At 75.5% G+C, this 23366-nt stretch carries 15 protein-coding genes and 1 pseudogene; 4 read left to right on the top strand and 12 right to left on the bottom strand.

All coding sequences use genetic code 11. The annotated features are described in order from the left end of the window. The first annotated feature begins 34 nt into the window (after positions 1 to 34). Positions 35 to 676, top strand: a complete 642-nt coding sequence (locus tag ACIQUQ_RS10010; protein WP_403973380.1) for an HAD family hydrolase — start codon at positions 35 to 37, stop codon at positions 674 to 676. Between the two features lie 171 nt (positions 677 to 847). On the opposite strand, the gene ACIQUQ_RS10005 is transcribed toward ACIQUQ_RS10010, so the two are convergent. The 10 genes and pseudogenes from ACIQUQ_RS10005 to ACIQUQ_RS09960 all read right to left on the bottom strand — a co-directional run bounded on the left by ACIQUQ_RS10005 (position 848) and on the right by ACIQUQ_RS09960 (position 16019). Further along, entirely contained in the window at positions 848 to 2026 is a 1179-nt protein-coding gene (locus ACIQUQ_RS10005) for an NAD(P)/FAD-dependent oxidoreductase (RefSeq protein WP_403973377.1), read from the bottom strand. Beyond that, positions 2023 to 3891 (bottom strand): FAD-dependent oxidoreductase, encoded by a 1869-nt coding sequence (locus ACIQUQ_RS10000; RefSeq protein WP_403973374.1) that lies wholly within the window; start codon positions 3889 to 3891, stop codon positions 2023 to 2025. The genes ACIQUQ_RS10005 and ACIQUQ_RS10000 overlap by 4 nt, the downstream gene beginning before the upstream one ends. A 647-nt stretch (positions 3892 to 4538) precedes the next feature. Continuing rightward, a pseudogene (locus ACIQUQ_RS09995) lies at positions 4539 to 6665 on the bottom strand (molybdopterin oxidoreductase family protein); the annotation flags it as partial. A gap of 49 nt (positions 6666 to 6714) precedes the next feature. Continuing rightward, complete coding sequence (locus ACIQUQ_RS09990; RefSeq protein WP_403973372.1) at positions 6715 to 8133, bottom strand: MFS transporter; 1419 nt, start codon at positions 8131 to 8133, stop codon at positions 6715 to 6717. 31 nt (positions 8134 to 8164) lie between these two features. Continuing rightward, positions 8165 to 9562: a 3-carboxy-cis,cis-muconate cycloisomerase gene (pcaB, locus tag ACIQUQ_RS09985; protein WP_403973844.1), complete on the bottom strand. Its 1398-nt coding sequence runs from the start codon at positions 9560 to 9562 to the stop codon at positions 8165 to 8167. 254 nt (positions 9563 to 9816) lie between these two features. Next, positions 9817 to 11811 carry an FAD/NAD(P)-binding protein gene (locus ACIQUQ_RS09980; protein WP_403973370.1) on the bottom strand — a complete coding sequence of 665 codons (1995 nt, stop codon included), beginning with the start codon at positions 11809 to 11811 and terminating at the stop codon, positions 9817 to 9819. After that, positions 11808 to 13073 (bottom strand): FAD-dependent oxidoreductase, encoded by a 1266-nt coding sequence (locus tag ACIQUQ_RS09975; protein WP_403973368.1) that lies wholly within the window; start codon positions 13071 to 13073, stop codon positions 11808 to 11810. Before ACIQUQ_RS09975 ends, ACIQUQ_RS09980 begins: the two co-directional genes overlap by 4 nt. 18 nt (positions 13074 to 13091) lie before the next feature. After that, positions 13092 to 14669 carry a class I adenylate-forming enzyme family protein gene (locus ACIQUQ_RS09970; RefSeq protein WP_403973365.1) on the bottom strand — a complete coding sequence of 526 codons (1578 nt, stop codon included), beginning with the start codon at positions 14667 to 14669 and terminating at the stop codon, positions 13092 to 13094. A 157-nt stretch (positions 14670 to 14826) separates the two neighbouring features. Then, positions 14827 to 15369 (bottom strand): SRPBCC family protein, encoded by a 543-nt coding sequence (locus ACIQUQ_RS09965; protein WP_403973363.1) that lies wholly within the window; start codon positions 15367 to 15369, stop codon positions 14827 to 14829. A gap of 209 nt (positions 15370 to 15578) precedes the next feature. After that, complete coding sequence (locus tag ACIQUQ_RS09960; protein ID WP_403664466.1) at positions 15579 to 16019, bottom strand: GNAT family N-acetyltransferase; 441 nt, start codon at positions 16017 to 16019, stop codon at positions 15579 to 15581. Between the two features lie 103 nt (positions 16020 to 16122). Here ACIQUQ_RS09960 and ACIQUQ_RS09955 point away from each other — a divergent pair, with 103 nt between their 5' ends. Both ACIQUQ_RS09955 and ACIQUQ_RS09950 read left to right on the top strand, forming a co-directional pair. Next, complete coding sequence (locus ACIQUQ_RS09955) at positions 16123 to 17097, top strand: NADPH:quinone reductase (protein ID WP_403973361.1); 975 nt, start codon at positions 16123 to 16125, stop codon at positions 17095 to 17097. A gap of 21 nt (positions 17098 to 17118) precedes the next feature. Beyond that, positions 17119 to 18342, top strand: coding sequence for a transaldolase family protein (locus tag ACIQUQ_RS09950; protein WP_403973359.1), 1224 nt, complete (start codon positions 17119 to 17121; stop codon positions 18340 to 18342). On the opposite strand, the gene ACIQUQ_RS09945 is transcribed toward ACIQUQ_RS09950, so the two are convergent. Next, the gene (locus ACIQUQ_RS09945) at positions 18254 to 19036 is read right to left on the bottom strand and encodes a 50S ribosomal protein L11 methyltransferase (protein WP_403973357.1); all 783 of its coding nucleotides are present in this window, start codon (positions 19034 to 19036) and stop codon (positions 18254 to 18256) included. The genes ACIQUQ_RS09950 and ACIQUQ_RS09945 overlap by 89 nt on opposite strands. Positions 19037 to 19295: 259 nt before the next feature. On the opposite strand from ACIQUQ_RS09945, the gene ACIQUQ_RS09940 reads away from it, so the two are divergent. Further along, entirely contained in the window at positions 19296 to 21215 is a 1920-nt protein-coding gene (locus ACIQUQ_RS09940) for a helix-turn-helix domain-containing protein (protein ID WP_403973355.1), read from the top strand. Between the two features lie 674 nt (positions 21216 to 21889). Here ACIQUQ_RS09940 and ACIQUQ_RS09935 read toward each other — a convergent pair. Next, positions 21890 to 23203, bottom strand: a complete 1314-nt coding sequence (locus tag ACIQUQ_RS09935) for an IS701 family transposase (protein ID WP_403973353.1) — start codon at positions 23201 to 23203, stop codon at positions 21890 to 21892. Between the last annotated feature and the right edge of the window lie 163 nt (positions 23204 to 23366).

Raw genomic sequence — 23366 nt, 5'->3', positions numbered from 1 at the left:
CAGCCGGACGGCAGGAGGCCGGTACGGTGGCCCGGTGATCCGCACCGTGGCGCTGGACGTAGGCGAGACGCTCACCCGCGACGACCGCTACTGGGCGGCCTGGGCCGACTGGCTCGGGGTGCCGAGACACACGCTCTCCGCCCTGGTGGGGGCGGTCGTCGTCGACGGACGCGACAACGCTGACGCGGTGCGCCTGCTCCGCCCGGGTATTGACCTCGCGGCCGAGTACACCGCCCGCGAGGCCGCCGGCCGCGGCGAACGGCTGGACGAGAGCGACCTGTACGAAGACGTCCGCCCCGCCCTGGCCGCGCTGCGCGCGACCGGGACGCGCGTGGTCGTCGCGGGCAACCAGAGCCCGCGGATGGGTGAGTTGCTGCGCGCGCTCCACCTGCCGGCCGACCTGGTGGCCACCTCGGGCGAGTGGGGGGTGTCGAAGCCCGATCCGCGGTTCTTCACCCGCGTACTGGAGGTCTCCGGCGCCCCGGCGGACGAGACCCTCTACGTGGGCGACCACCCCGCTAACGACATCCATCCCGCCCGCGCGGCTGGCTTGCGCACGGCCCACCTGCGGCGGGGCCCGTGGGGCCACTGGTGGGCCGACGACCCGGAGGTGCGCGCGGCCGCCGACTGGTCTCTCGACTCCCTGGCCGAGCTGGCTGCGATCGTCAAGGCGTAATGGGGGGCCGGGGGCCCCTCCGCGTAGCGGTGCGCGCCGCGCCGGGCGAACCTGGTCCACGACGGCTTCTCCGCCAGTGGCGCGAGGGAACCGGCGTACGCGCACCCGGAGTGGCGCGGGGGCACTGATCCCGCCTCAGCCGGTGCAGCCGGCGAGGGCACCACCCGCAGGCTAGGACGGCAGGAGGAGGCGGTCGGCTGAGGCGGGGAGGGGGGTGTGGTGGAGGGCGCGGAGGCGGGCGTACGGGCGGGTGTCGCCCGCGAGGACGGCGCCCAGGAGGGTTTGCGCCTCGGCGTCGAGGGTGAGTTTGGCGTAGGCGCCGGTGGTGTGGGACTGGCGGGTGAACTCCACCGCGCCCGGTTCGCGCGCGTGGACGTCGCCGAAGCCGGCCACCTCCACGCCGAGGACCTTCAGGCGGGCGGAGAGGTCGGCGCCGGGGAAGGCGGCTCCGGGGTCGCCGGTGAGCTGTGCGGCGACGGCCTCGGCCATGCGCTGTCCGGGGGCGACCATGCCGTGGCAGCGGCCCTCCACCGCGGCGCACTCGCCGATGGCCCAGATGCCGGGGGCGGAGGTGCGGAGGCGGACGTCGGTGAGGATGCCGCCGCGTTCGGCTCGGGCCAGGCCGGCGGCCGTCGCGAGGTCGTCGCGGGGGCGGACCCCGGCCGCGAAGACGACCAGGTCGGCGGGGATGCGGCCGGAGTCGAGGTCGACGCCGGCCGGGTCCACGGCGAGGAGCGAGGCCCCGCAGTGCACCTCGACACCGAGAGCGGTGATCTGGCGGGCGAGCGCTGCTCCGCCACCCTCGTCCACCTGGAGGGCCATCAGCCACGGCGCGCGCTCGACGACGTGCACGCGCATGCCGAGGTCGCGCAGGGCCGCGGCCGCCTCCAGGCCGAGGAGACCGCCGCCGACGACGACGGCGGGCCGGCCCGGGCGGGCGGCGGTGCGGATGGCGCGTACGTCGTCGACCGTGCGGAACACGTGGCAGGTCGGCCCGTCGTGCCCGGGTACGGGCGGTACGAAGGGCCGTGAGCCGGTGGCCAGGACCAGCGCGTCGTACCGGATCGCCTCACCCGTGGCGGTGGTGACCGTGCGGGCCTCCGGGTCGAGGTGGATCGCGGTGGTGGCGAGGCGGAGGGACGCCGCGCCGGGTCCCGGTGCGGGGAGGGCGAGTTCGTCCGGGTCACGGCCGGTGGCGCAGGTGGTGAGGGCGATCCGGTCGTACGCGGGGCGGTCCTCCTCCCCGAGCACCGTGATCCGCCACTCGCCGGCGTCGTCCCGGGCGTGGGTCTCGGCCACCAGGTGGTGGCCCGTCATTCCGTAGCCGACGACGACCAGGTGCCGGGTCATTGTGCTCCGTTGGTGGTGGGGACAAGGGTGGAACAGAACGCCCGGACGTCCTCGGCGCAGCCCCCGCAGCCGGTGCCGGCCCGGGTCCGGGTGCCGGCCGCGTGGGCCTCGGCGAGGTGCCGGCCGGTGACGTTGTTGCAGTGGCAGATCACGTCGTCGAGCGGGTCGGTGGTACGGGGGAGCACCGCGGGCGTGCCGAGGAGCAGGGCCAGCAGGTCCCGGGGCGCGGGGGCGCCGGAGGCGTGGAGCCGGGTGAGGGCTGCGGCGCCGTGCGGGAGGCCCACAGTGACGGCCCCGGCCAACCGCCCTTCCCACAGGGCCACTTCCGCGTGGCGGTGCCGTGCCGGGTCACTGAAGGTGACGGTCTCGTGGGCGCCGTCGAGCGTGCCGAGGCGGAGTACGTCGGCCTCGGGCGCCTGGAGACGGAGCAGGTCGGTCATGCCGGTGGCTGTGGCTGTGGCTGTGGCTGTGGTGGCTGTGGTGGTGGTTCCGGGGCCGCGGCCGGCGCCGGTGGGGGCCTGGCCCCGGGTGCCGGGGGCGTCGGCGTCGTGGTCGGGCCCGGCCTCGGCTTGGAGGACCGTGGCCAGGGCCGCCGCGAGGGTGTCCGCCTGCCGGAGGACCGTGTCGAAGCCGGGGGACGCGCTGCCGGGTGCCGGCTGCGTGGCGTCGAGGCCGGGGGCGATCCCGGTGCCGCCGGCCGATGGGCTCGGCGCCGACCCCGGTGCCGGTGCTGGTGCGGGTACGCGCGGGGCGCGTGCGGGCGTGGCGAGGGTGGCCGTTTCCGCCCGTGGGGCTGCCGGGGCGGGGGTCGTGCGGGTGGGCGGCGGAGGGGTGGCCCTGGCGCCCGGTGCGGGCGGGGGCACCGGGGTGCCGGGCGTGGCTGCCGCGGCGTCCGGTTCCGGCCGTGCTGCTCCCGGGCCGGCCAATGTCGGCGCGGCCGCGGGCGCGGCTTCGGGTGCCGGTGTCGTCCGGTTGGCCTCGGGTCCGGCTTCGGGTGATCGTGTTGCCCACCCGGCCGCGCGTGCCAGGGTGGTGCCGGCGGCTTCGTGCGCGCGCCGTACCGCCGTGAACTCCCGCGGGGCGACGGGCTGGGCGCAGCCGCCCAGGGACCAGACGTGCGGGTCGGGGGTGCGCAGGGAGGCGTCCACCAGGATGCCGGTGGCCGTGGGGAGGCCGGCGGCGTCGGCGAGGGTGGTGTCGGGAGACGCTCCGGTGCACGGCAGCAGCACGTCGGCGGGCAGCACCGTGCCGTCCGCCAGCAACAGCTTGCCCGGCACGTACTCGGCCGCCTCGGCATCCAGGTGGAGGGAGACGCCGGCCGCGGTCAGCCGTCCGGCCAGCGCGGCTCCCGCACGAGCGCCCAGGTGGCGGTCCAGCGGCCAGGGGCCCCGGTGGACCAGCGCGACCTCGCGGCCCGACCGGCGCAGGGCGAAGGCGGCCTCCACCGCCAGCGGGCCCCCGCCCAGCACCACCGCCGCGCCCTCGGGAAGCGCCGCGCAGGCCGCCGCGGTACGGGGCACCACGACGCCCGGCCCGTCGATGCCCGGCAGCTCCGGCAGCCGGGGCACCGTACCCGTGGCCAGCACCAGCTGCGCGTACGGCACCTCCGTACCGTCGGCGCACCGCACGACCCGGCGCGCGAGGTCGAGGCCGGTCACCCGTACCCCGGCCCGCGTGCCCGGCACCGGCGGCAGTTCCAGCGCCGCCGCCGGCAGGGCACCGGACAGCACGCCGGCCAGCAGCGGCCGGTGGTACGCGGCCTCCTCGCCCAGTACGGTCACGGCGACCCCGCGGGCCACCAGCCGCTCGGCCACCGCCCGCCCGGCCGTACCGTTCCCGACGACCACCACTCCGGGCCCGGTCATGCCGCCCCCGCCTCTCCGGAGGCCGGCGGTTCCGTCCGCACCCCGGGCCCGCCCGCGCCCGCCACCATCCGGCCCGGGGCCGTCACGGCCGGAGCAGCCTCGGCGCGTGCGTCCGGGCCGGCAGCCGGGCGCGTCCTTGCATCCAGGCCGGCAGCCGGGCGCGCCCCTGGATCCGGGCCGGCGGTCACGCGCGCAGCGGAGCCGTCCGCGCCCGTTCCGGCGGAAGCCGGATCCGAGACCGAGCCGCCGCCAGCCGTTCCCGCGCCGGCCGTCGCCGGAGCAGCCCCGGCCCCGGTCGTGCCGGCCCCGGCCGCAGCCGAGCCGGCCTCATCTGAAGCCAAGCCAGCCACAGCCGCGCGACCCGAGGTCCAACCGACGCTGCCCATAGCCGAGTTCGAAGATCCCTCCGAACGGGCGCTCTCGGAACCCGAGTTTGGAGTGGATCCCGAACGGCCTTTGCTGAAGGCAGAGTTCCGCGACGAGCCCGAACCGCCAGATTGCGCAGTCGACTTCAGCGTGCGACCCGAACCGCCGTGTCCGCAAACCGAGTTCGCAACATGATCCGAACCAGCCTCGCCAGAAGCCGAGTTCGCGGCAGAGCCAGGAACACCGTCGCCCCAAGTCGAAGCAACTGCCCCCGGCTCCGCACCCTCCGCCTCCCCCGCCGGCCCGATCCGGACCGCGCACACCTTGAACTCCGGCATCCGGCTGCGCGGGTCCAGGGCCGGGTTCGTGAAGAGGTTCGCGCTCGCTCCGCCCGGCCAGTGGAAGGGCAGGAAGACGGTGTCGGTGCGCAGGGCGCCGTCGTAGCGGACCCGCGCCACCGCGCCTCCGCGCGGCGAGGACACCCGCGCGAGGGAGCCGTCGGCCAGACCGGCCCGTTCCGCGGTGTCGGGGTGGACCTCCAGATACGGCTCGCCCGCGGCCGCGACCAGTTCCGGCACGCGGCGCGTCTGCGCACCGGACTGGTACTGGGCCAGGACGCGTCCTGTGGTCCCGTACAACGGGTACTCCGCGGACGGCAGTTCCGCACTGTCCCGGTGGTCCACGGCCGCGAAGCGGGCCCGGCCGTCGGGGTGCGCGAAGGCGTCCAGGAAGAGCCGGGGCGTGCCGTCGCCGCCTTCGGGGCAGGGCCAGTGCAGCACCTCGCCCGCGTCCAGCCGCTCCCAGCTCACCCCGGAGTAGTCCGCGATGCCTCCGCGCGTGGCCTCGCGCAGCTCCGCGAAGACCTCGCGCGGGGAGGACGGGAAGCCGTTGGTGGCCCCGAGGCGCGCAGCCAGTCCGGCCAGCACCTCCAGGTCGGTCCGCACGCCCGGCGGCGGGGGGAGCAGCCGCCGCCTGCGCAGCACCCTGCCCTCCAGGCTGGTCATCGTGCCCTCCTCCTCGGCCCACTGGGCCACCGGCAGCACGACGTGCGCCATCCGGGCCGTCTCCGACGGCACGAAGTCGGCCACCACCAGCAGGTCCAGGGACGCCAGCCGGTCCCGGATCCGGCCCGCGTGCGGCGCGGACACGACCGGGTTCGAGCCGAAGACCAGCAGGCCCCGCGGGCCCCCCTCGGTGCCGAGCGCGTCGAGCAGCTCGTACGCGCTGCGGCCGGGGCCCGGCAGCGAGTCCGCCGGCACGCCCCAGACCCGCGCCACGTGCTCGCGGGCGGCCGGATCGGTGATCATCCGATACCCCGGCAACTGGTCGGCCTTCTGGCCGAGTTCGCGGCCGCCCTGGCCGTTGCCCTGGCCGGTGAGGCAGCCGTAGCCGCCGCCCTCGCGGCCGGGCAGGCCCAGCACGAGAGCCAGGTTGACGAAGGCGGCGACCGTGTCGGAACCCTTGCTGTGCTGCTCCGCGCCGCGCCCGGTCAGCACGTACGCGCGCTCCGCGCCGCCCAGCATGCGGACGGCCTCGCGGAGCTGTGCCGCGGGCACGCCCGTGACGCGCTCGGTGCGCTCGGGCCACCAGGCCGCGGCGCGCTGCCAGGCGGCGTCGAAGCCGGTGGTGCGCCGGTCGACGTACGCCCGGTCGGCCAGCCCCTCGGCCACGGCGACGTGCAGCAGCCCGAGGGCGAGTGCGAGGTCGGTGCCGGGAGCGGGCTGGAGGTGCAGCGCGGCCTGCCGGGCGGTGCGGGTGCGCCGCGGGTCGATGACGATCAGGTCGGGGTGCTCCAGGTGCCGCATCAGCGGCGGCATGGTCTCGGCCGGGTTGCCGCCGGCGATCAGGACGACGTCCGCGGTGCCGAGGTCGGTGACGGGGAACGGCAGGCCGCGGTCGGCGCCGAAGGCCGCGTTGGCGGCCGCCGCTGCGGAGGACATGCAGAAGCGGCCGTTGTAGTCGATCTGGCTCGTGCCGAGGGCGACGCGGGCGAACTTCCCGAGCTGGTAGGCCTTTTCGTTGGTGAGGGAGCCGCCGCCGAAGACGGCCGCGGCGTCCTTCCCGTACCGGTCCTGGATCCGGCGCAGGCCGTCGGCGACGGTGTCGAGTGCCTCGTCCCAGGTCGCGGGGCGGCCGTGGACCAGGGGCGTGCGCAGCCGGTCGGCGACGCCCAGCACCTCGGGCGCGGTCCAGCCCTTCTGGCACAGGCCGCCCCGGTTGACGGGGAAGTCCTCGCGGGGCCGGACGGTGACACCGTGCCAGTCCCCGCCGTCCCCGTGCCAGTCCCCGCCGTCCAAGTCCCCGCCGACCCCGTCCCGTTCCAGCACGGTCCCGCACTGGAGGGCGCAGTACGGGCAGTGCGTGTCGACCCGGGCCGGGCGTGCCTCGGCCTTTTGGGCCGCATGCACGCCGGACCCCCGGGCCGTACGCACCTCAGCCACCCGCGCCGTACGCACCTCAGACACCCGCGCCGCTCCGCACCCGGGCGGCCGGGCCGGCCGCGGACGACGGGGCCGCGGGCGACGTGTCCGGGTCCTGGCCGCGCCCCGGACCGCGCCGCAGGTACACCGCGCGCACCAGCAGCATGCACAGGCCGTAGTACGCGAGGAACACGGCGAAGGCGGCGGTGCCGGAGCCCCAGGTGCCGTACGCGGTGCGGAAGGCGAAGTTGATGCCCACCCCGCCGAGTGCGCCGACGGCTCCGGCGATGCCGATGACGGCGCCGGACAGGCGGCGGGAGCGGGTGAAGGCGTCGGCGGCGTCGTGCCCGGCGGCCACGGCGCGCTCGGCCTCGGCCGCGTGCACGGCGGGGATCATCTTGTACGTCGAGCCGTTGCCCAGCCCGCTCAGTACGAAGAGCACGGTGAAGGCGCCGATGAACAGGCCGAAGGAGCCGCCTGCGGACGCGGCGAGCAGCACCGCGGTGCCGGCGGCCATGGCGAGGAAGTTCCAGAACGTCACGCGCGCGCCGCCGAACCGGTCGGCGAGCCTGCCGCCGACGGGCCGGGAGAGCGAGCCGAGCAGCGGGCCCAGGAAGGTGGCCGAGGCGGCCTCCAGCGCGGTGGAGCCGAACTGGCTCTGCAGCACCAGGCCGAAGGCGAAGCCGTAGCCGATGAAGGAGCCGAAGGTGCCGATGTAGAGGGCGGAGATCCACCAGGAGTGGGGGTGGGCGGCCGCCTCGCGGAGGGCGCCCTTCTCGGTGCGTACGCTCGCCAGGTTGTCCATCCTGAGCGCGGCCAGCACGGCCGCGAGGGCGATCAGCGGGAGGTAGACGGCGGCGACGTACGAGGGGTGGGTGTCGCCGGCGGTCGCGATGACCAGCAGGCCGAGCAGCTGGACCACGGCCACGCCGAGGTTGCCGCCGCCCGCGTTGAGTCCGAGGGCCCAGCCCTGGTGGCGCAGCGGGTAGAAGGCGGTGATGTTGGTCATCGAGGAGGCGAAGTTGCCGCCGCCGACGCCCCCGAGGGCGCCGACGAGCAGGAACACCCACAGCGGGGTGCCGGGACGCTGGACGAAGTACGCGGCGAGGCCGGCCGGCACGAGCAGCACCCCGGAGGCGAAGACCGTCCAGTTGCGGCCGCCGAAGCGGGCGACGGCACTGCTGTAGGGCAGCCGCAGCACCGCGCCGACCAGGGTGGGGGTGATGACCAGGAGGAACTTCTCCGACTTGGTGAAGTCGAAGCCGATCTCCGGGGACATGAAGAGCACGAGGACGGACCACATGCTCCACACGGAGAAGCCGATGTGCTCCGAGAGCACGGAGAGCCAGAGGTTGCGGCGGGCGACGTGGCGGCCGGTGCGCTCCCAGAAGACGGGGTCCTCCGGGTCCCACTCGGTGATCCACCGTCCGTGGTGGCGGCCGTTGTGCACGTTCATCGGGTCCCTTCCGAAGCTCCGGGGTCCTGCCCTATCCGTGTTCTCTGCTGTCCCTGCTGTCCCTGCTGCCCTTGCCGTCCCTGCTGTCCCCGCGGTTCAGCGCGCGGTCGACCAGGAGGCCGGCGGCGCCCGTGTACCGGGCCGGCTCGCACAGTTCGGCCCGTTCGGCCGGGGTGAGCCGGCCCGCCAGCTCGGGTGCCTCGGCGAGCGGGCCCGGGTGTGCGGAGGCGGCGGTGAGCAGCCGTTTGGCGGCTGCCTTGCCGAGCTCCGGGGTGAGGCGGGCGGCCAGCCGTTCGGAGACGATCTGACCGCGGGTGAGGGCGAGGTTGGCCCGCATCCGCTCCTCGTCCACGGCCAGCCCCTCGGCCAGTTCGACCGCGGTGTGCGCGGCCCCGCCGGCGAGCCGCAGGCACTCGCGCAGCAGCAGCCACTCGGCGTGCCAGGCTCCGGCGGACCGCTCGTCCTCCGCGAGCAGGCACTGCGCGAGCCCGGCGGCCAGCGGCGGCACCTGGATCGCGGCGCTGCGCAGCAGGGTCGCGAGTACGGGGTTGCGCTTGTGCGGCATGGCGGAGGAACCGCCCCGGCCGGCCGGGCCGGGCTCGCTGACCTCCCCGGTCTCGGTCCTGGCCAGGCCCTGCACGTCCACGGCGATCTTGCCGAGGGCGCCGGCGGTGAAGGCGAGGGCCGCACCGAGGTCGGCGAGCGGGGTGCGCAGGGTGTGCCAGGGCAGTACCGGCCGGGCCAGTCCGGTCTCGTCGGCGAAGGCGTCGACCAGGTCGTCGAGGTACCGCTCGCGGTCGAAGCCGGAGCCGGAGTCGAGTTCGGCGTACTCCAGGTAGCCGGCGAGGGTGCCGGCGGCGCCGCCGAGGGAGACCGGCAGCCCGCTCTCCAGGACGGCGGACAGCCGGTGTTCGGCGTCGAGGACCAGCTCCCGCCAGCCGGCGGCCTTGAGGCCGAAGGTGGTGGGGACGGCCTGCATGGCGAGGGTGCGGCCGGCGACGGGAGTGTCTCGGTGGTCCCGGGCCAGCTCCGCGAGGGCGGCGGCGGTCCGGCGCAGGTCGGCGCGGACCAGCCGCAGGGCCCGCCGGGCCACCAGCATGGCGCCGGTGTCGAAGACGTCCTGGCTGGTGGATCCGCGGTGGACGAAGTCGGCGGCGGCCGGGTCGCGGCGGGCGACCTCGGCGGTGAGCGCGGCGACCAGGCCGACCACCGGGTTGGCGGTCTCGCGGGCGGCCAGCGCCAGGGCCCGTACGTCGTACAGGTCGGGGTCGGCGGCTGCGGTGATCACCTCGGCGGCCGCGGGCGGCAGGGTGCCGAGCCGGGCCTGGGCCCGGGCGAGGGCCGCCTCGGCGCCGAGCATGGCGGCGAACCACGCCCGGTCGTCCGTGGCGGCCTCGACCGGGGTGCCGGCCCGGACGGGGGACAGCAGGCCGACGTCGACGGGAACCCGCCCGCCGCCCGGCCGCCCCCCATCCGACGGGGAACCTCCGGCAAGAGGCGCCCCGCTCGGTGCGGAACCCTCCGCAGAGGGCCCCCCGGCCCGCGGGGAACCCCCGGCAAGGGGCTCCCCCTTCCGCCCGGAGCCCCCACCAGAAGGCCGCCCGGCCCGCGGGGAACCCCCGGCAAAGGGCCCCCCGGCCGCCGGGAGGCCGCCCCGCGGCGGCCCCCCGTCGAGCGGGCCGGTCACACGATCACACCGGTCAGGGCCGCGTCGGAGACGACCGGCCGCACCCCGGCGGGCACCTGCGTGGCGCGCGGCAGCGCCAGGGCCGCGCCGGCGATGGCGTCGGAGTCGCCGAGGGTCACGGAGTCCACGCCCGGGCGGATGCCGGCGGCGGTGACCCAGTGCACGGCCTCGGTCGGAACGCCGTACGCGAAGCGCCGCGGGTGGGCCTGGCCACGCCCGTCGATCAGGTGGTACGGCCGCTCGGTGACGGCGAGGCCACCGGTCTCGTACGACGTGCCGTGCGTGCCCGCGATCCGGTACGGGGCCGCCTGGTCGGTGTTGAGCAGGTGCTGGAGCAGCGGGTCGGCGGTGCGGCGGATGTCCGGCTCCGGCAGGCGCGCCTCGATGAGGGCGGTGGAGCGGATCGCCTCGCCGGGGACCTCCGTGGACTCGGCGACGTACTGCTTGGTGGCGGTGTCGATGCGGACGACGGTGCCCGGACCGGTGACGGTGAGCACCCCGGCCTCGATCAGCGCGATCATCTCCTCGATGCGGGAGGCCGGCGGGCCGATCGAGAGGAAGGCGTTCAGCGGCGTGTACCAGCCCTCCAGGTCGTCGCGGTGGGAGTTGCCCTCCAGGCCGCCGTGGTCGACGGCGAGGCGGATCTCGTTCCGCAGGTCGCGCATGACGTCGAGGGCGGCCTTGAGGGGGCCGCTGACGTTGCCCTCCTTGGCGGCCACGACGTCCGCGGCGAGGTGCTCGACCAGCCAGGCGTGGAACTCGGCGCGGCTGGTGAACTTCCGGTCGCCGTACGGGCGGGAGAGCCGCTCCCAGTCCCAGCGGTCCGCCTCGCCGATGCCGTACTCGGTGAGCAGGCCGCCGGCGTCGACGCCGTGCGGGAAGGCGAGGTACCGGCGGGTGAACCGCTCGCGGTCCTCGTCGCCGAGGCCGCAGGCGGCGAGCAGGGTCGCGTAGTAGACGGACTCGACCTCGCGGGAGATCACCGGCCACAGGTCGGCGGAGAAGTTGACCGGTACGCCGGCCTCGGCGCGCTCGCGCAGCCCGGAGATGAACTCGGCGGTGAGCAGGCGGGGGAAGTACCGGCCGTCGGTGCCCTTCTCGTTCTCGCCGCGGGCGTGGTAGGGGACGCCGCGCCGCGAGAAGGCGTACAGCTTCGGCTCGCGGCCGGAGGGCAGGTAGCCCAGCGTGCCGTCCGCGCGCCGCTGGTACGTGCCGCCGCGGCCGGCGGAGAACAGCGCCATGTGGTCGAAGAAGTTGAGGCCGAGGCCGCGCAGCAGGACCGGCTGCCCGGCCTCGATGGTGCTGAGGTCCACGTCGGCCGGGTTGCCGGGGGTGACGTAGGTCAGGTGGTGGATGCGCGAGAGGCTCGCGGTGCGCTCCTCGCGGACCGAGAGGCGGGCCGGGACGTGGCCGAGGGCGAGCACGATGCCGTCGAGGTCGTCGAGGCGGGTGCCGTTGTCCAGGCGGACGCCCTGGGGGCCGCCGGGGATGCCCTGGGTGTCGGCGATGGCGACGGCGCGGGCGCGGTGGACCTCGACCGTGACGTGCGCGGGGGCGCCGGCGACCAGGCGCCGGAAGCTGTCGCGCAGGTACTCCCCGTAGAAGGCGCGCGAGGGGTAGGTGTTGGGGCCGAGGGAGCGGGCCTCGGCGAGGGTCTCCTCGGAGTGCTCGCCGTCGGTGCCGAGCAGGGCGAGGGAGCGGGCCCACTCGTAGAGGCTGGGGCCGGGCTCGATCGGGCCGTCGATCCGGGAGCTGGCGTCGGTGTAGACGGTGATCTGCGAGCTGACGGTGTTCATCAGCAGGTGCCGGGACTGCTCGGTGCGCCACACGGCGCCGGCGCCGGGCGCCGCCGGGTCGACGACGTGCAGGGTCACGGAGGCGTGGCGGGGGGTGTGCCGCTCACGGGCGAGCAGCCGCTCGATGACGGAGAGGCCGCGCGGGCCGGCGCCCACGACGCACAGTTCGGCATGGTTCTCGGTGGACGCGGTCATGCGGTGGCTCCGATCGGGCTGGTGGCGGGACGGGTGAGGGCGGCGCGGGTGGGCGCCGTCCCCGTGAGGGAGTCGCGCAGCGGGTCGCGTACGCCGTGCATCCAGGTGACGTGGTCGGTCAGCTCGGCCGGGGTGAGGGACTCCAGCAGCGTGTTGCGTGACGCCGCAGCCTCGCCGGAGGGATGCCAGAGGGCGGTGGACCAGCGGGCGGCGAGCTGGACGCGGGCGGTGCGCTCGCGGCGCAGGGCGGTGTACTCCTCGAAGCGGGCGGCGAAGGAGCCGGCCGGGCAGTCGAGCAGTTCGCCGAGCACGATGGCGTCCTCCAGGGCCTGGCAGGCGCCCTGGGCGGCGTAGTGGAGCATCGGGTGGGCGGCGTCGCCGAGGAGGGCGACGCGGCCGTCGGTCCAGGTGTCGGCCGGGTCGCGGTCGACGAGCATCCAGGTCTTCCAGCCGCGGCCCAGCGAGAGGAGCCGGCGGGCGGTGTCGCCGAGGCCCGCGAACTCCCCGAGCACGGTGGCCTCGTCGACCGGTCGGCCGGCGAACGCCTCGGTGCCGCCGTCGTCCTTGCTGGCGGCCAGGTTGAGGTGGCGGCCGCCGGCGATCGGGTAGTGCACGAGGTGGCAGTGGGGACCGGCCCACCAGGCGACGGCGCGGTCCATGTGCGCCAGGTCGCGGAGCTCCGCCGGCACCTCGGCCATGGGGATCACGGCCCGGTAGACGGTGATCCCGGAGATCCGGGGGGCGCCGTCGCCGACGAGCTGGGCGCGGATCGCGGAGTTGATGCCGTCGGCGCCGATGACGGCGTCGGCGGTGAGCTGCCCGCCGTCCTTCAGGAGGACGGTGGCGTCGTGCGGGCTCTGGCCGTAGCCGGTGACCTCGCAGTCGCCGCGCAGCTCGACGCGGTCGTCGGCCAGGCAGCGCTCCAGGAGGATGCGGTGGAGTTCGGCGCGGTGGACGACGGCGTACGGGTTGCCGAACCGCTCCCGGTACTCCTCGGTGAGCGGCAGGCTGGTGACGTGGCGCCCGGAGACGCCGTCCATGAAGCGGAGTTCGTCCATGCGGACGGTGATGGCGCGGGTCTCCTCGCCGACGCCGAGCCGGTCGAGGGCGTGCAGGCCGTTGGGGGCGAGCTGGATGCCCGCGCCGATCTCGGCGAACTCCGGGGCGCGTTCGAGTACGAGGACCTGGTGGCCCCGCGCGCTCACGCTGAGGGCGGTGGCGAGTCCGCCGATGCCGCCGCCCACGATGATGATCCTTGACATGTCGTCTCCGGGCAGCGGTCAGGCGCCCACGGGGAGGCGGTCGGCGAGCAGCCGGGCCAGCTCCAGGCGCTTGATCTTGGTGGTGGCGGTCTGCGGCAGCTCGTCCAGGCGCATGTGCACCGGCTCGGCCATCGGGTTGAGCAGGGACGCGGCCGACTGCCAGCGGACGCTGTCCAGCGGCTCGTCGTTCTTGGTGCAGACGATGGGGGTGGCGCGGCCGTCGGGGCCGGGGATGATGATGACCTCGGTCAGCTCGTCGAGCCGGCCGAAGAGGGTGTCCTCGGCGGCGAGCGTGGAACCGAAGTCCTCGATGAGGTCGACCTCGCGGTCCAGCAGGTGCACGCAGCCCCACTTGGTGCGGTAGCCGACGTCGCCCATGCGCCACCAGCCGCCGTCGGAGAGCTGCTTGTCGTACCGCTGCTGCTCGCCGAGGTAGGTGACGATCCGGCCGTCGCTGCGGACCTCGATGTAGCCGGGGTTGTCCGCGGAGGGCGGGTTGCCGTCGCGGCTGACCACGCGGACGTCCGTCATGCCGGGGAAGGGGACGCCCACGCAGCGGCCGTCCTCGTCCTCGCCGCGGCGGCGGGAGAAGGCGCGCACCACGGCGGGGCCGACCTCGCTCTGGCCGTACAGCTGGCCGAAGAGCGCGCCGCGGCGGCGGGTGGCGGCCAGCAGGGTGCGCACGGTGCGCGGGTGGATCGCGTCGAAGGTGGAGCTGAAGAGCTTCACGTTGGACAGCGGGCCGCGCGGGTCGTCCGCCAGCTCCTCCCACTCCATGAAGGAGTTGGGGTGGGCCTCCAGCACGCCGGGCCTGAGGCGGGCGAAGAGGTCCGCGACGTGCGCGGGCTCGGAGTCGCGCAGCACGACGATCGGGAAGCCGCGCAGGAGCGAGATCGCCAGGGCGGTGAAGAGCCGCGAGTGGACGAACGAGACGTGCAGCGCGATCGTCTCGCGGCCGGGCAGCACCGGGCGGACGGCGGTGGCCTGCGGCAGGTAACGGGCCTGGAGGCTGCGGCCGGTGTGGACCGCGAGCTTCGGGGTGCCGGTGGTGCCGGAGGTGTGGGTGATGAGGGTCGGGTGGTCCGGCGGCATGGTGACCGGCGGGATGCGCCGTACGCCGGCCAGCGAGGCGAGGGCGGTGGCCTGCTCGTGGTCGCCGGAGGTGAGGATCACGCGCTCGGCCAGCGCGAAGACCTCCTCCGGCAGCTCCGTGTCCAGCTTGGTCCGGTCGGTGACCAGGAACGGCTGCTCGGTGCGGCGGACCAGCTCGGCGGCGGTGGCGCCGTCGAGCTGCGGGGAGAGCAGCACCGGGACCGCGCCGACGCGGGCGGCGGCGCAGGCCATGAGGGTGATGTCGAAGCCGTCGGTCTTGTAGACGACGACGCGGGTGCCGGGGCGGACGCCGACGGCCCACAGCCGGGAGGCGAGGTCGTCCACGGCGTCGGCGGCCTCGGCGATCGTGGCGCGGCGGCCGAGCTGCGGTGCGGTGTCGAGGTCGTGGTCGAGGATCAGGACGTTCGAGGGGTGCCGGGAAGCAGCTCGCTCGAAGAGGGTTCCCAGGCGGATTCCACGATTTCCTATGCGCTGCAGAAGCATATGGCCAATCTCGTCTTTGGGTACGGGAATCCGGTCGGGGAAACCGCGACTCCACTGCGTGGGATGGTGGGGAGGGAGCGCCGGAATTCCGGCGGGCTGCGGTTCTCCGGGAATTCCCTTTCCCGCTCCCGGCGGGGAGGGGAATTCCCGGAACCGGTCAGTTCTCCTCGACGACGTCCTTGATGCGGGCGAGCGTGGCACCGAGGTCGCCCTCGACCTTCGCGCCCCATTCGGTGAAGAACTGCTGCTTCCGCTCGGCGGTCATCTCCGCCGTGATGCCCTTGATGCCCTCGGTGGCGGAGCCCATCCGGAAGTGGTGGGTGAGGCGGGAGCCGGTGCCCTCGGGGGCGATGGCGAAGCCCCAGACGCTCTCCTGCCTGCGGCCGGCGCTGTCGCGCATGGCCCAGTCGAAGATCCGGCCGGGCTCGGCGGCCACGACCTCGGACTCGGTGAACCAGGTGCCGCGCACGACGGGCGCCCAGCCGACCACGTCGTCGGAGCGCAGGTTCTCGCCGCGGAACACCGAGCCGACGGTGCGGGGCTCACCGCTGATCCATGCGCCGCCGACGCATTCCGGGCTCCATTCGCCACTGCGGCCGAGGTCGCTGACGACGGCGTAGACCTCTTCCGGGGCCGCGTCGACGTGGAGCGAGGAGCTGAGTTCGAAGATCGGGGTTTCGGTGTGTGTCGTCTGAGCCATGGCCGAGAGCTTGCTGAGCGTCGCGGCGGAGGGTCAAAGAATGCCCGGGAGGTCCGTCAAGTTCCCTGTTCAGAGGCGGGGTTGACGGTAATGGAGTACGTCAGGTGGGGCGGTGCCGGGATATCGGGGGACCGAACGATTCCGGAAATCCGGCGGGTCCGGGCGGGCGGGTGGCCCAGCCCGCGGCGGGGGTTCGTACGGGCGGGTGGTCAGCCCGCGGCGGGGAGCTCGTACGCGAAGTGGAAGGCGGCCACGGACATCCGCTGCCGGTGGTAGAAGCGGTGCGCCCCGCGGTTCACCACCCCCGAGTCCAGCTCGATGCGCACGCAGCCGGCCGCCCGCGCCCGGCGCTCCAGCTCACCGAAGAGCGCCGCGCCGAAACCGCCTCCGCGCAGGGCCGGACCGGTGACCAGGTCGTCGACGAACAGCACCCGGCCCCGGCTGGTGGCCAGCACGCGGTGGCCGGCCACGCCCACGGCCTCGCCGCTGCTCAGGCCCACGGTGAAGACCAGGCCCTGCCCGGCGGCCTCCCGGGCGAAGTCGGTGAAGGAGTCGTCCGTCAGGGCCGGACGGAGGTTCCGGTAGAGGGTCCGGACCGGCCCGTCGAGCAGGGCGGATCCCGGTTCTGCGTCAGTGAATTCCAGTTCCACGCGGCACACCGTACGGAAGGAAGCCCGATGGCGTCAGCGAGAGTTGACAGACTGGCGGGCGGCAGGGTGCCGGGCCGCCGGGGCCCGGCCAGACTCCCGTGGTATGCGTGCTGCCTTCATCGAAGACCTCGGGACCCCGGACGCCATCCGGTACGGCGAACTCCCCGACCCGCTTCCCGGGCCGACCGACGTCCTGGTGCGCGTCACGGCCACCACGGTGAACCCGGTGGACACCTTCGTCCGCTCCGGCCTCTACCGCACCCCGCTGGGCTTCCCGTTCGTGATCAGCCGCGATCTCGTCGGCACCGTCGTCGAGGCCGGCCCGGGCGCCGCCGCGTTCCGTCCCGGCGACCGGGTGTGGAGCAACAGCCTCGGCCACGCGGGCCGTCAGGGACCGGCCGCAGAACTGGCCGTCGTCCCCGGCGACCGCCTCTACCGGCTGCCCGAGGGCGCCGACCCGCACGACGCCGTCGCCGTCGTCCACCCGGCCGCCACCGCCTACCTCGGCCTCTTCACCCACGGCGGCCTGCGCGCCGGCGAGACCGTCCTGGTCGCCGGGGCCGCCGGCAACGTCGGCTCGGCCATGACCGTCATGGCCGCCGAGGCCGGCGCCCGCGTCATCGCCACCGCCCGCGCCGAGGACGCCGAGTACGTGCGCTCCCTCGGCGCCCACGAGGTGCTCGACTACCGCGACCCCGCGGCCGCCGGGGCCCTCGCCGGCCGCATCGACCTGCACCTCGACACCTCCGGCCGCAACGACCTGGCCGCCGCCGTCGCGCTGCTCGCACCCCGCGGCCGCATCGTGCTCCTCGCGGGCGCCCGCACCGAGCCCGTACTGCCCGCCGGAGCCCTGTACATGAAGGACGGCTCGGTCCGCGGCTTCGTCATCTCCAGCGCCACCGCCGCCGAACTCGCCGAGGCCGCCGTGGCCATCAACCGGCTGCTCGCCGCCGGCACCCTGCGCCCCCGCTCCGTCGAGCGGCTGCCGCTCAGCGCCGCCGCCGACGTGCACCGGCGCATCGAGCAGGGCGGGCTGCACGGCCGCCGCGCCCTGCTGCTGCCCTCCCTGGACGCCTGACCACCCGAGGGGAGCGGCCCCATGACCTGCGCCGACCTGTCCGAAACCCCGGACGTGCTGCGGCAGCTCGCCGACGAGGGGGTCACCCCCTGGCTGGAGGGCATCGGCCGGGCCGGGCTGGACGGCGGCCAGCTCCGGCGGCTGGCCGGGCGCACCGGCGTCCAGGGGCTGCTCTGCGACCTGGGCGCGCTCGTCCAGGGCCTCCGCGAGACCGGCGCGTACGCGGCCCAGCTCGCCGAACTCGCCGCGCGGGGCACACCCGCCCGGACCGCGCTGGAGGAGCTGCTCGTCCACGACGCCCGGCGCGCCTGCGACGCGCTGCTGCCCCTGTACCGGGCCACCGACGGCGCCCAGGGCCTGGTCGCCGTCCCCCTCGCGCCGTGGCACGGCGGTGTCGACGGCACCGTTGAGGCGGCCCACCGCACGGTGCTCGCGGTGGACCGCCCCAACGTTGTCGTCGTCCTGCCGGCCACGGAGGAGGGGCTCGCGGCCTCCGAACGCTGCCTCGGCGCCGGCCTCGGCGTGCACGCGGGCCCCGTCTTCGGCCCCGACGGCTACACCGCGCTCGTCCAGGCCTGGTTCGCCGGCCTCGAACGCGCCCGGGACCGCGGCCTCGACCTGCGCGCCATCGCCTCGTTCGCCTCGGTCCGCGTCCAGGACCTCGGCGCCACCGCCGTCGGCCTCGCCCGGCTGCTGTACGAGTGTTACGAGGCCGCCCTCGGCGCACCCCGCTGGCATGACCTCGTACGGGCCGGGGCCCGCCCGCAGCGTCTGATGTGGACCGGCCTCGGGGACGGCGGCGCCGTCGAGCGACTGGTCGGCTGGGGGACCGGCATGGCCCTCTCCCTGCCCGCGCTGGCCCGGGTCGCGCGCAGCACGCGGCTGCGCGGCGACACCCTCAGCGGTACGGGCCCCAGGATCGGCCGCCTGCCGTCGCGCGGCGGCACCGCCCCGGCCACCGCCGCCGCCCTCGCGGCCGCGCACACCCGGGCCGCCCTCGCCCTCTGGTCGCGCGCGGTGCGGCTGGTGACCCGCGAGCTGGCCGTTGGGGACCCCGTACCTCCGGCGGCCGGGCGGGGACCCGTACCGGCCGGGGCCGCGCAGGGACCCGTACCGGCCGGGGCCGCGCAGGAGCCCGTACCGCCCGCGGCGTCCCTCAGAGGTGTCCCTGCCCCCGCAGCGGGACCGTGCGGCGCGGCACCGGCTTCGGCAGCGGCATCGGCACCACCGCCTCCGCCACGGTGATCTCGAACAGCATGTGCTCCACCGTCTCCGCCCCCTCCTTGATCCGGCGGCTGCGCAGCACGCGCAGCTCCCGGCCGCAGGAGTCCGCCATGCTCCACAGCCCCGGCACGTCGCCGCGGTCGCTGAAGTGCAGCAGCGCCGAGCCGCCCGGCTCCGTCCACAGCGGCGCCTCGCGCAGGTAGCGCAGGTGCGCCGCGTAGCCCGGGTCCACGTAGGCCCGCTCGTGCACGTGCCGGTACGTGTAGTCCGCCGGGGCCAGCACGAAGTTCGAGTGCCAGTACACGGTGGAGAACCGCTCGCCGGGCGTCAGGCCCTCGAACAGGTCGCCCTGCACCGCGCGCAGCCGGTCCGAGACGGCGTGCCGCTCCGCGTTCAGCGCGGTGTTCCGCACCGCCTGGGGGCTGATGTCCGAGCCGACGACGCGCTCGCAGCCGGCCAGCGCCGCGGAGACGGCGATCACGCCCGTGCCGCTGCCGATCTCCAGGAACGAGCCCGCACGCGGGACCTCCAGGTCGTCGTCGAAGCCGAGCAGCTTCATCGCCACGTCCGTGGACCGCGAGTGGGATGGCGCGAACACGTCGGGCAGCAGGTCCCATTCCCGCCCCCGCAGGGCGAACGTGCCGGGCCGGTCCCCGCTCGCGCGCGACAGCCTGCTGCGCTCCAGCGAGCGGCGGTAGTCGCTGATGTGTGACATGGCGTCCCCCCAGTTACGGAGCCTTGTGCGGACAGCTGTGGACAGGCAGGGGGGAGCACCCCCCGGTGCCTGTGACCGCCACACTCCCCGCCCCGGGAGGCGCGCGGGAAGGTGACCCGGTGACACATATCCGCCCCCCGGTGGTGGTCCGGCCACCGCTCGACTCGCTGGTCAGGAGCCCGCTTGACCCGTGGATCACAGGAACCTAGGTTCAATCACCGTGGCTTGATTCCGCTGACGGGGAGGGAGGGGAATCGCCATGGCCGACGACGAATCCGCGGGGGGCGGTGCGCTCGCGGTGCTCGAACTCCTGGCCCAGGAGGCGCCCGGGAGCCGGTTCGAGGATCTGCTGCACGAAGCCCGCCGGTCCGGCGCGGCCCAGGAGGAGCTGGAGGAGCTGTCCCGGGCCGTCGAACTGGCCCGGTCCGTACGCGACAGCGCGGGCCGGCGCAGACAGCGGGAGGCCGCGCTGGCGGCGCTCGTCGACACCGCGCACGACCTGACGTCCCCCTACGACATCGACGGACTGCTGCGGGTCATCACGCGCCGCGCGCGCAGGCTGCTCGACTTCGACATGGCGTACGTGAGCTTCAACCGGCCGGACGGGTCGGCGTACGTCCGTACCTCCGAGGGCGAGACCACCGCCCTCAACGTCGGCCTCGAACTGGGCGACGGGCAGGGGCTCGGCAGCCTCGCGCAGGCCCGCAAGGCGCCGGTCTGGAGCGCCGACTACCTGGCCGACGACACCATCCCGCACGCCCCCGGCATCGACGAGGTGGTGCGGGCCGAGGGCCTGCACGCGATCATCGCGGTCCCGCTGCGGCACGGGGACACCACGCTGGGCGCGCTGTACGGCGCCGAGCGGAAGGTGCGGCACTTCACCCCGGACGAGATCGGGGTGCTGCTCTCGCTGGCCGACCTGGCCGCGGTGGCCATCGAGAAGGCGCGGCTGCTGGAACAGACCCGGGACGAGGTGACCGAGCTGGAACGGTTTGGCTCGCGCACCAACACCGCGCTGACCAGGGTCCGTTACCTGTGGGAGTGCCACGCGCGGATGGCCGGCCTGGTGCTCGACGGCGCCGGCCTGGGCACCCTGGCCCGGGCGATCGCGGACGCGCTGGACGGCGTACTGGAGGTACGGGACCCCGGCGGCCGGCAGCTCACGGTGACCGGTGTCTTCCCGCCGGGCGGCCTGGCCGAGGAAACGATCACTCGGGCGGCGCTCCAGGCCCAGACCGACCGGCGGCCGGTCGCGGCCGACGGCGGCGCGTGGGTGGCGCCGGTCCTGGCCGGTGCGGAGGACCTCGGCGTGCTGGTGCTCAGCCCGTCGGCGCCGCTCACGGACGAGGACGTACGGCTGCTCCAGCTCGCGGGCCAGTCGGTGGCCTCCCTGATGCTGATCCAGCGCGGCACGGCCGCCGCCGAGGGCCCCGTGCACGACGAGCTGCTCCAGGACCTGCTGGACCGCCCGCAGGGCTCCGACCTGCACCTTCGCGAGCGCACCCGGCGGCTGGGGATCGACCTCGACACCCCGCACGTGATCGTGGTGGCCCGGCCGGAGGGCGGGGAGCTGGGCAAGGCCGTGGCGTGGGCGTCCTCGTACGCGTACCGGATGTCGGGCCTGAAGAGCGTGCGCCGCGGCTGCATCGTGCTGATGCTGCCCGGCACCGACGCCTCGGCCGCCGGCCACCAGGTCTCCGCGGAGCTGTCGCCGCTGCTGGGCCACCCCGTCTCGACGGGGGCGGCCGGGCCGGCGGAGGGCGCGTCCTCGATGGCGGGCGTGTACGAGGAGGCCGTGCGCTGCCTGGACGCGCTGACCGCGCTGGACGGCGTGGGCGGCACGGCCTCGCTGCGCGAACTCGGCTTCCTCGGGCTGCTGTTGTCGGCCGACCACGACGTGGACGCCTTCATCGGCCGGACGATCGGGCCGGTCTTGGAGTACGACGCGGGCCGCTTCACGGAGCTGACGCGGACGCTGGACGCGTACTTCGACTCGGGCGGCAGCCCGACGCACGCGGCCGATTCGCTGCACGTCCACCCGAACACGGTGTCGCGGCGCCTGGAACGGATCGCGGAGCTGCTGGGCCCGGAATGGCAGAAGCCGGCGGCCGCCCTGGAGATCCAGATGGCCCTCCGCCTCCGCAAGGCCCGCACGTCCCTCCGCCGCCGCGTCCCGTAGCCCCGTGCCCTACCGGCCCCGCGCCGGGTGCCGGGTGCGGGTCCCGTGCCGGTCCCGTGCCGGGGGCGGTGCGTTTGCGGGTGCGGGGCCGTGCGGGGTGCAGGTCCCGTGCCGGGTGCGGTGCGCTTGCGGGTGCGGGGCCGTGCGGGGTGCAGGTCCCGTGCCGGGTGCGGTGCGCTTGCGGGTGCCGGACCGTGGGTGGTGCGGGCCGTTGCCGCTGCGCGGAGCCTGTTCCCCACCCCGCCCCTTCCCGAACTGGGGGCTCCGCCCCCAGGCCCCCGCGCCTCAAACGCCGGCGAGGCTGTTTTCAGCCCCTCCGGCGTTTGAGGAGCGGGGGTCCGGGGGCGGAGCCCCCGAAGGGTCCGGGCGAAGCCCGGGGAACGGAGGAAGGGCGGGTAGGGGACAGCCCCGCAGAGCAACGACCCGCACCCCGCACGGCCCGGCACCCGCAAGCGCACCGCACCCGGCACGGGACCGGCGCCGGCATGGGACCGGCGCCCGGCACGGGACCCGCACCCGGCATGGGACCGGCGCCCGGCATGGGACCGGCGCCCGGCATGGGACCGGCACCCGGCACGGGACCCGCACCCGGCAGGGCCCGTACCGGCGCGGGACCGGCACGGTCCGGGCCGGCGCGGGACCCGCACGGCGCGCGGCCGGCACGGCGCGGGGCCCTACGCCAGGGCCGCGCGTGCGTACGCCGGCACCGCCAGCCGCCCGGCACCACCCGCCCCGGCACCAGCCGAAAGGCACCGCGCCGCATGCGCCACGGAGGCCATCGTCACGTGCCGGTGCCACCCCGGAAGCGACCGCCCGGCGAAATCCCGCAGCCCGACCTCCTGCACGCTCTGCGTCGAGGCCACCGCCACCCGCCGGGCCTGCTTCGTCAGCCGCAGCAACGGCGCCGCAGGCATCCGCACCAGGTCCGTCACCCACAGCTGCGACGGCAGCCGCCGCGGGTCCGTCCACTCGCCCAGCAGCAGCAGGTGCCGCCGCCGCGCCGGGGACGGGTCCGGCATCATCACCCGCACCGCGGCCACCAGCGAGTTCCGCCGCATCCCCGGGTGCACCGGGTCCGGCCACTCCACCGGCGCCCGCAGCCCCTTCACGGACTGCAGGATGTCCCGCGCGGCCAGCGTCCCCGCGCCGTGGCCCGGCAGCGCCGGGTCCGTCACCAGCAGCCGGGTGGACGGGCTGATCCGGGCGACCACCGGCAGCCGCGCCTCCGCGAAACGGTTCATCGTCGACCGCGTTCCGATGTCCCGGATGTCCATGATCACCGGCCGCGGCGGCATCCCGCACTGCCGGACCGTGTCCAGCACACCGGTGGTCGCGCACTCCTCGTACGACTCACCCGGCACCGGACCCGAACCCAGGCCCGAACCCAGGCCCGGACCGGGACCCGGCACCGGCGCCCCCTCGCCGCCGGCGGCGGCCTGCGCCTCGTACGCCGCGGCCTCGCCCTCCTCTCCCTGCTCCGGCAGGAAGAGCCGCCACCCGACCGGCGTGATCACGTCGGCCGAGGTGAACCAGATCCCGAAGGCCTGCTGGCCCCGGAACATCTGCCCCTGGTGCGGGTCGAAGCGGTGCCCCACCCCCACCGAGTGGTCCCCGCCCTTCGGGATGGCCATCGGCTGGGCCACCCACGCCGTCAGCGGCGTGGAGGACTCCAGGTAGCGGGAGAGCGCCGTACGGATCGGCTGCCAGTCCCAGGTGGAGCTGGAGATGAAGTGGTGCAGGCTCTGCTCGGCGGCCGGGCCGCCGATCTGGGCCGCGATGTTGCGGATCGACTTGCGGCCGCGCGTGGCCAGCAGGCCCCGTACGTACTGCCGCCCCTTCTCACGCTGGTCCCGGCGCCGCAGCGAGGTGAAGACCGTGGAGCACAGGTCCTCGGTCACCTCGGCGACGTGGTCCCGGTGGAGCCGGGCCGGGCCTCGCCCCGCCTGCGCCCCCACGACGGACAGTTCCTTCCTGACAACGGTGTTCACGCCATGCCCCCTCTGGCTGAGTCGGTTGCCTCTACACCGTCGTTCCGGGGGCGGTCCCGCGGGGAGGTGCGCCGGGCACCTGGCTCGGGCGCCGGGTGGTGGGGGGCCCACCACCCCCGTCGCGGGAAGGTGCCGTGAGGTGACGTACCGGCGGCGGGAGGTG

Origin of the sequence: Streptomyces sp. NPDC101118 (genome assembly GCF_044759445.1) — a bacterium.
Taxonomy (GTDB): domain Bacteria; phylum Actinomycetota; class Actinomycetes; order Streptomycetales; family Streptomycetaceae; genus Streptomyces.
This window is presented reverse-complemented; position numbering and strand designations above follow the sequence as displayed.